The sequence below is a fragment of the Pseudoflavonifractor phocaeensis genome (genome assembly GCF_021531815.1).
GTDB lineage: Bacteria > Bacillota > Clostridia > Oscillospirales > Oscillospiraceae > Lawsonibacter > Lawsonibacter phocaeensis_A.
In genome coordinates, this window is the sequence record NZ_JADYUM010000011.1 from 80,696 (window position 1) to 86,922 (window position 6,227).

The window sequence follows — 6,227 nt, forward strand, 5'->3', positions numbered from 1 at the left end:
TCGGAATGACAATTTCTCCTTCCCTTCCATGACATTGGGCTCGACTGTGATCTTTTTTTCAAAAAAACCTTTTTTCTTACCCGGCACTCTTGCCAAACAGGTAAAAAACATCTACAATGGTGCCATGACAGTCTACCTCCCCCGGGCCCTCCCGGGCAGAACGAACTGTACGAAAGATAGGAGGCACTTATCATGATCGCCATCGCTTCTGACCACGGTGGATATCACCTGAAAGAACATATCAAGGCCTATCTGGCCGCCAAGGGCATTACCTGCCAGGACTTCGGCACCGACAGCACCGAGAGCTGCGACTACCCCGTTTTTGGCAGGGCAGCCGCCGAGGCAGTGGCCTCCGGCCAATGTGAAAAGGGCATCGTCATCTGCACCACCGGCATCGGCATCTCCATTACCGCCAACAAGGTGAAGGGCATCCGCTGTGCCCTGTGCGCCGACTCCCTGTCCGCTGAGATGACCCGCCGCCACAATGACGCCAACATGCTGGCCATGGGCGCCGGCATCGTGGGCCCCAATCTGGCCGAGCGTATTGTAGACGTCTTTCTGAGCACTGAATTTGAGGGCGGACGCCACCAGCGCCGTGTGAACCTCATTACCGATATGGAGCAGTAAACAGCACACCCAGTTCAGAGCCTGATATGAGACCTGCAAGCCAACGCTTGCAGGTCTTTTTCTGCCTGTACCTATAAAAATGCCCCACCCCTGCAGAGGAGCGGCGGTTGCGGGACCGCATCATCAAGCCTTCCCCCCACAGGGGGGGAAGGTGCCTCAGTGCGCACACTGGGGCGGATGAGGGGGCTGGTGCATCTGCCCATTTTGCGGCAGGCCCTTTTCTGCCCTTCCGAATATAAAAATGCCCCCGGCGTCCGCCGGGGGCATTGAGAGAGGGAAAATCGCAGACAGATCAGCCCAGGTTCAGCGCTTCCTTCACCTTGCCGATGATGTGCTGGCCGATGTCGCGGGAAGCGTCCACGGTCTGGGCGCCGATGTGGGGGGAGACCACGAAGTTGTCGCAGTCAAACAGGGGGGAGTAGAAGCGGGAGTCCTCGGTCAGGCCGTCGCCAGCCACCTCGTTCTCCAGCACGTCGGTGGCGTAGCCGCCCAGCTTGCCGGCCTTCAGGGCCTCATACATGTCCTTCTCGTTGACGATGCCGCCGCGGGCCATGTTCAGGACCACAGCGTCGCTCTTCATCTTGGAGATGGAGTCGGCGTTGAACAGGTTGCGGGTCTCGTCGTTCAAGGGCATGTGGATGGTGACGAAGTCGGCGACCTCGCACACCTCGGCGATGCTCATGGAAGTGGCCTCGTTCTTGGTGAAGATCTCGGCGGGCAGGTAGGGATCGTAAGCGACGACCTTCATGCCAAAGACACGGGCGATCTCACCCACGCGCTGGCCGATGCGGCCGAAGCCCAGGACGCCCAGGGTCTTGCCCCGCAGTTCGCGGCCCACGAAGGCGTACTTGTCCCACTTCTGGTTCACAGTGACGTCGCGGTGGGCGGGAATGGTGTGGCGGGACAGCTCCAGCATCTTGCAGATGGTCAGCTCGGCCACGGCGTTGCCGTTCAGGCCGGGGGCGTTGAACACCTTGACGCCCTTCTCCTCGGCGTACTTGGTGTCGATGTGGTTCAGACCCACGGAGCACACGCCGATGACCTTCAGGTTCTTGGCGGCGTCCAGAACGTCCTTGTCGATCATGGGATCGACGCGCATGATCAGCACATCCACGTCGGCGATCATGGCCTTCAGCTCATCCTTTGCGGGGGGCAGCTTCTTGCTGACGGTGACTTCCATGTACTTGCCGAGTTCCTCGGCAATGGCGCTGTGGACGACATCGATGATAAGACACTTCATAGAACATACACCCTTTCAATTTTCATCTTCCCCGATCATACAGGGAGAATTCTCTACTTATGCTACATTATGACATAACTTTTCCCGAAGGAACATCACATTTTTTCTGAGGGTTGTCACAGTCATTTAACTGTGGTACAATAGTTGCATCTCAAGGAAAAAATGAAGGAATCCTGTCGTATCTGGGGGGATCGGTTTGAATTTTCTGCACTTGAAATATTTTCTCATGGTGGCGGAGGAGCTGAACATCACCAGGGCCGCGGAGCGGCTGTACATCTCCCAGCAATCCCTGTCCAACCATATCAGCAACATGGAGCGGGAGCTGAACGTGAAGCTGTTCACCCGCTCCCCCAAGCTGTCTCTGACCTACGCCGGAGACCAGCTGGTCCAGACCGCCACCCAGATCCTGGACCTGCACACCCAATTTCTGACCAAGGTGGGGGACATCAACCGCCACTATCTGGGGGTGCTGCGGGTGGGGATCTCCCACACCTGCGGCCTGGCCCTCCTCCCCGAGATCCTGCCCCGGTTCCGTGAGGAGTTTCCCATGGTGGAATTCTCCCTGTCCGAGGGCAACTCCAACCAGCTGGAGGACGAGCTGTCCCACGGCCGGGTAGATCTGATCATCTGCTTCCAGCCCATTATGCTGGAGGGGGTGGAGACGGTGCCCCTGACGGAGCAGAAGCTGGTGATGGTGGTGCCCAGGGGCTTTACCGACCAGCTTTTCGGCGGCCGGGCGGAGGAGGTGCGGGCCCAGTTCCAGCAGGGCGCCGACATCGCCGCCTTCCAGCAGATGCCCTTCGTTCTGATCAAACGGGGCAACCGGACCCGGAGCATCGTGGACCAGTATTTCAGCCGCTATTACTTCAAGCCCAAGCTGATCCTGGAGACGGAAAACACCGTCACCACCCTGGCCATGGCCCAGGCGGGCGTGGGCATCACCATCTGCCCGGAGCTGTTCCTCCGGGCCATCCCCGCCGGCCCCGCGGGCTCCCAGGGGGTGGATCTGTTCCCCCTGACCGACCCCTCCACCTTCAGCAAGCTGGTGGCCGGGTACCGGAGCGACCGGTACTTGTCCCATTTCGGAGACCGCTTTATCACCATGGCCCAGGAGGCCCTGGAACCGTGAATCCACACCCCGGACGCCCGGCACAGGCCGCGTGTCCGGGGCATTTTTCTGTTTACACTTCCATGATGACCGGCAGGATCATGGGGGAACGCTTGGTCTTTTTATAAAGGTAGTTGGACAGGTCGTTCTTGATGGAACTCTTAATGGCCGACCAGTCGGTGGCGAAGCGGCTGTCCACCTCCAGGATGGCCTGGAGGGCCACTTGGCGCAGCTCCTCCATCAGCCCCTCGGACTCCTTGACGTAGACAAAGCCCCGGGTGATGATGTCCGGGCCGGAGACCAGGGCGCCGTCCTCCCCGGACATGGACAGGACCACCACGATCATGCCGTCCTGGGCCAGGTGGCGGCGGTCCCGCAGGACCACGCTGCCCACGTCGCCCACGCCGTAGCCGTCCACAAAGACCTGGCCGGCGGTGACGGTGCCCGCCAGCTTGGCGGAGTTGGGGGTGAACTCCATGACCCGGCCGATGTCGCTGATCAGGATCTGGTTGGGCTCCATGCCCATCTCCCGGGCCAGCTTCCCGTGGATCTGGAGCATCCGCTGCTCACCGTGGAGGGGGACGAAGAACTTGGGCTTCACCAGGGCGTGGACGATCTTCAGCTCCTCCTGGCAGGCGTGGCCGGAGACGTGGAGGGCCAGCTCCCGCTCGTTCATCACCTCCACGCCCTTGCGGTACAGCTCGTTGACCACGTTGCCGATGGCGTTCTCGTTGCCCGGGATGGCGCTGGCGGAGATGATGACCCGGTCGCCGGGGAGCAGGTCCACCTGGCGGTGGGTGTTGAAGGCCATGCGGGTCAGGGCGGACATGGTCTCGCCCTGGCTGCCGGTGGTGATGATGCACACCTTGTTCTTAGGCAGGGACTTGATGTGGTTCAGGTCCATGAGCACCCCGTCGGGGATGTTCATGTAGCCCAGCTCGGTGGACACCTTCATGACGTTCTCCATGGACCGGCCGGTGACGGCCACCTTCCGGCCGTAGCGGTTGGCCACGTCGATGATCTGCTGGATGCGGTCCACGTTGGAGGCGAAGGTGGTGACGATGATGCGCTCCTCGCAGCCCCGGAACAGGCTGTCGAAGGAGGCACCCACGCTGCGCTCGCTGCGGGTGTAGCCGGGGCGCTCCACGTTGGTGGAGTCGGCCAGCAGGGCCAGGACCCCCTCCTTGCCCAGCTCGCCCAGGCGGGCCAGGTCCATCATGCCGCCCTGAATGGGGGTGGAGTCGATCTTGAAGTCGCCGGTGTGGACGCAGGTGCCCACGGGGCACTTGATGGCAAAGGCCACGGCGTCGGCGATGGAGTGGTTCACATGGATGAACTCCACAGAGAACTTCCCCGCCTTGACCGTATCTCCCGCCTCGCAGGTGATGAGCTTGGTCTTGTCCAGCAGGCGGTGCTCCTCCAGCTTCAGCTTGATGAGCCCCGCGCTCATGCGGGTGGCGTAGATGGGGGCGTTGACCGACCGCAGCACATAGGGCAGGGCCCCGATATGGTCCTCATGGCCGTGGGTGATGAAGATGCCCCGGATCTTGTTCTGGTTCTTGATGAGGTAGCTGACATCGGGAATGACCACGTCGATGCCGTACATGTCGTCGTCAGGGAAGCCCATGCCGCAGTCCACCACGATGATGTCGCCGCCGTACTCATAGACGGTCATGTTCTTGCCGATCTCGTTGAGGCCGCCCAGAGGGATAATTTTCAGTTTTTCTGCCATAAATACTCCTTACTGTCACAAATCGTTGTAGGTTCTGCCGCGCCGCAGTCCTCCCCCTCCGGGAGGCCGGCGCTCCGGGATGTAGGCAGGACCCATGACAAAAAAGCTATGCTCCTGGCACAGCGAGGAGACGAAGGGGACTTCCGCGCCCGGCCCTGCCTCGCCGGTGGGAACGATCCTCGCTTCGCCTTGTTTGGGTCCTGTCAGATTGGCGGCCCGGAGCTGTCCCCGCCTGCTGTTACGGTTTTGGCTCCCGGGCAATATTTAAACGCGGAGGCGCGGAGTTTCCTCCTCCGCTGCCCCATTCCGCGCATAAATCAAAATCAGATGGCAATAGTATAGCACACTTTCCGGCAAAAGTATACTATGTGTTTCCTGAGAACAACAGAACTATTTTCTGTCCTCCTCTTGGACACATTGCCGCATCACGGCCCGGTCCAGGTCCGCCGCCCGGTTGGCGTAAAAATCGCACAGTTCGGCGGCCAATTCCAGGTCCGGCCCCTCGGCCAGCACCCGCAGGGAGGACCGGCGGGCCATGGGCGCCAGATACACCCAGCCGCCGCCGGCCCGCAGCCGAAGGCCCTCCCCCTGGGCGCCCTGGGACTGTTCCCGGGCCAGGGCCTGCATCACCCGCCCCCGGTCGGAGGACAGGGGCACCTCCCGCTTCCAGGCGTTAAACCGGGGCGTCTTGGAGATCAGGACCTCCAGCTTCTGGCCGGAGGAGGCCATACGGGCACAGATGCGGGCGGCGGCGCTGGGAGCCGACCACAGCCAGGGCAGGGCGGCATACCAGTCCCGCGCCTCCTGTCCGTCCCGGTCCAGCCGCAGCACCTGGCCCCCGTATCCCCCCGCCACCAGGTCCACCGCGGCGCTGGCCCCCGGGGGAACGGCCACCTTCCCGCCGCCGTTCTCCATCTCGATGAGGGTCACCAGGGCCAGCAGCTGCCCGGAGTCCAGCAGCGCCCCCCGCTCATCCTGGGCGGACAGGCGGAAGCCCCCCCGGCTGGCGGCGAAGGCGGGGATGCCCGGCCGCCACCGGTCCTCCACCTGGCACCCCAGGGCCAGCAGGGCGGCCCGGAGGGCCCGGTCCTCGGGACAGTCCCGCCCCACCGCCGCCGTGATCCGCCGGGGGAAGGTCCGGCCCAGGGCGGCCTCCCGGGCCACTGACCGGGCCCAGAGCAGGGTGGACAGGCGCAGGGGTTCCACCTCTCCCACCCGGTCTCCCCGGACCCGGCGCACCTCGCCCTGGAGGAGGGCGTGCTCCAGTTTCCGCTCCCCAGCCCGGCCCAGGGGCAGGCCCTGGCGGTCGAAGAAGTGGAGGAACACGGGGCCGCCCTCCTCCCGCTCCACAAAGAGGGAGACGGGCAGTTCTTCCTTCCGGGCCACCCAGGCCCCTTGGACGGGGCACTCTAGCTCATGGAACCAGACCTGCCCTCCGGCGGCAGCCGCCCCCGCAGCCGCCGCCCGGGCCAGCATCCGCGCCCCCGGGGCTGGGGAGCAGCCCAGGCCCACCCGGCCCT

The 6,227-nt window shown here is 63.2% G+C and carries 5 protein-coding genes; 2 read left to right on the plus strand and 3 right to left on the minus strand.

The genetic code is table 11. The features are described from left to right. Positions 1–192 precede the first annotated feature (192 nt). On the plus strand, positions 193–627 hold the full coding sequence (gene rpiB / locus I6E42_RS08525) for a ribose 5-phosphate isomerase B (protein WP_235371496.1): 435 nt from the start codon (positions 193–195) through the stop codon (positions 625–627). A gap of 292 nt (positions 628–919) precedes the next feature. On the opposite strand, the gene I6E42_RS08530 is transcribed toward rpiB, so the two are convergent. Then, on the minus strand, positions 920–1,867 hold the full coding sequence (locus I6E42_RS08530; RefSeq protein ID WP_235371497.1) for a D-2-hydroxyacid dehydrogenase: 948 nt from the start codon (positions 1,865–1,867) through the stop codon (positions 920–922). 196 nt (positions 1,868–2,063) lie between these two features. Here I6E42_RS08530 and I6E42_RS08535 point away from each other — a divergent pair, with 196 nt between their 5' ends. After that, on the plus strand, positions 2,064–2,996 hold the full coding sequence (locus I6E42_RS08535; RefSeq protein ID WP_235371498.1) for a LysR family transcriptional regulator: 933 nt from the start codon (positions 2,064–2,066) through the stop codon (positions 2,994–2,996). 52 nt (positions 2,997–3,048) lie between these two features. Here the strand turns inward: I6E42_RS08535 and I6E42_RS08540 are convergent, their stop codons facing one another. Continuing rightward, positions 3,049–4,707 (minus strand): ribonuclease J, encoded by a 1,659-nt coding sequence (locus I6E42_RS08540; RefSeq protein WP_235371499.1) that lies wholly within the window; start codon positions 4,705–4,707, stop codon positions 3,049–3,051. Between the two features lie 390 nt (positions 4,708–5,097). Continuing rightward, the coding region (locus I6E42_RS08545) for a phosphohexomutase domain-containing protein (protein WP_235371500.1) at positions 5,098–6,227 on the minus strand (1,130 nt) is incomplete at its 5' end.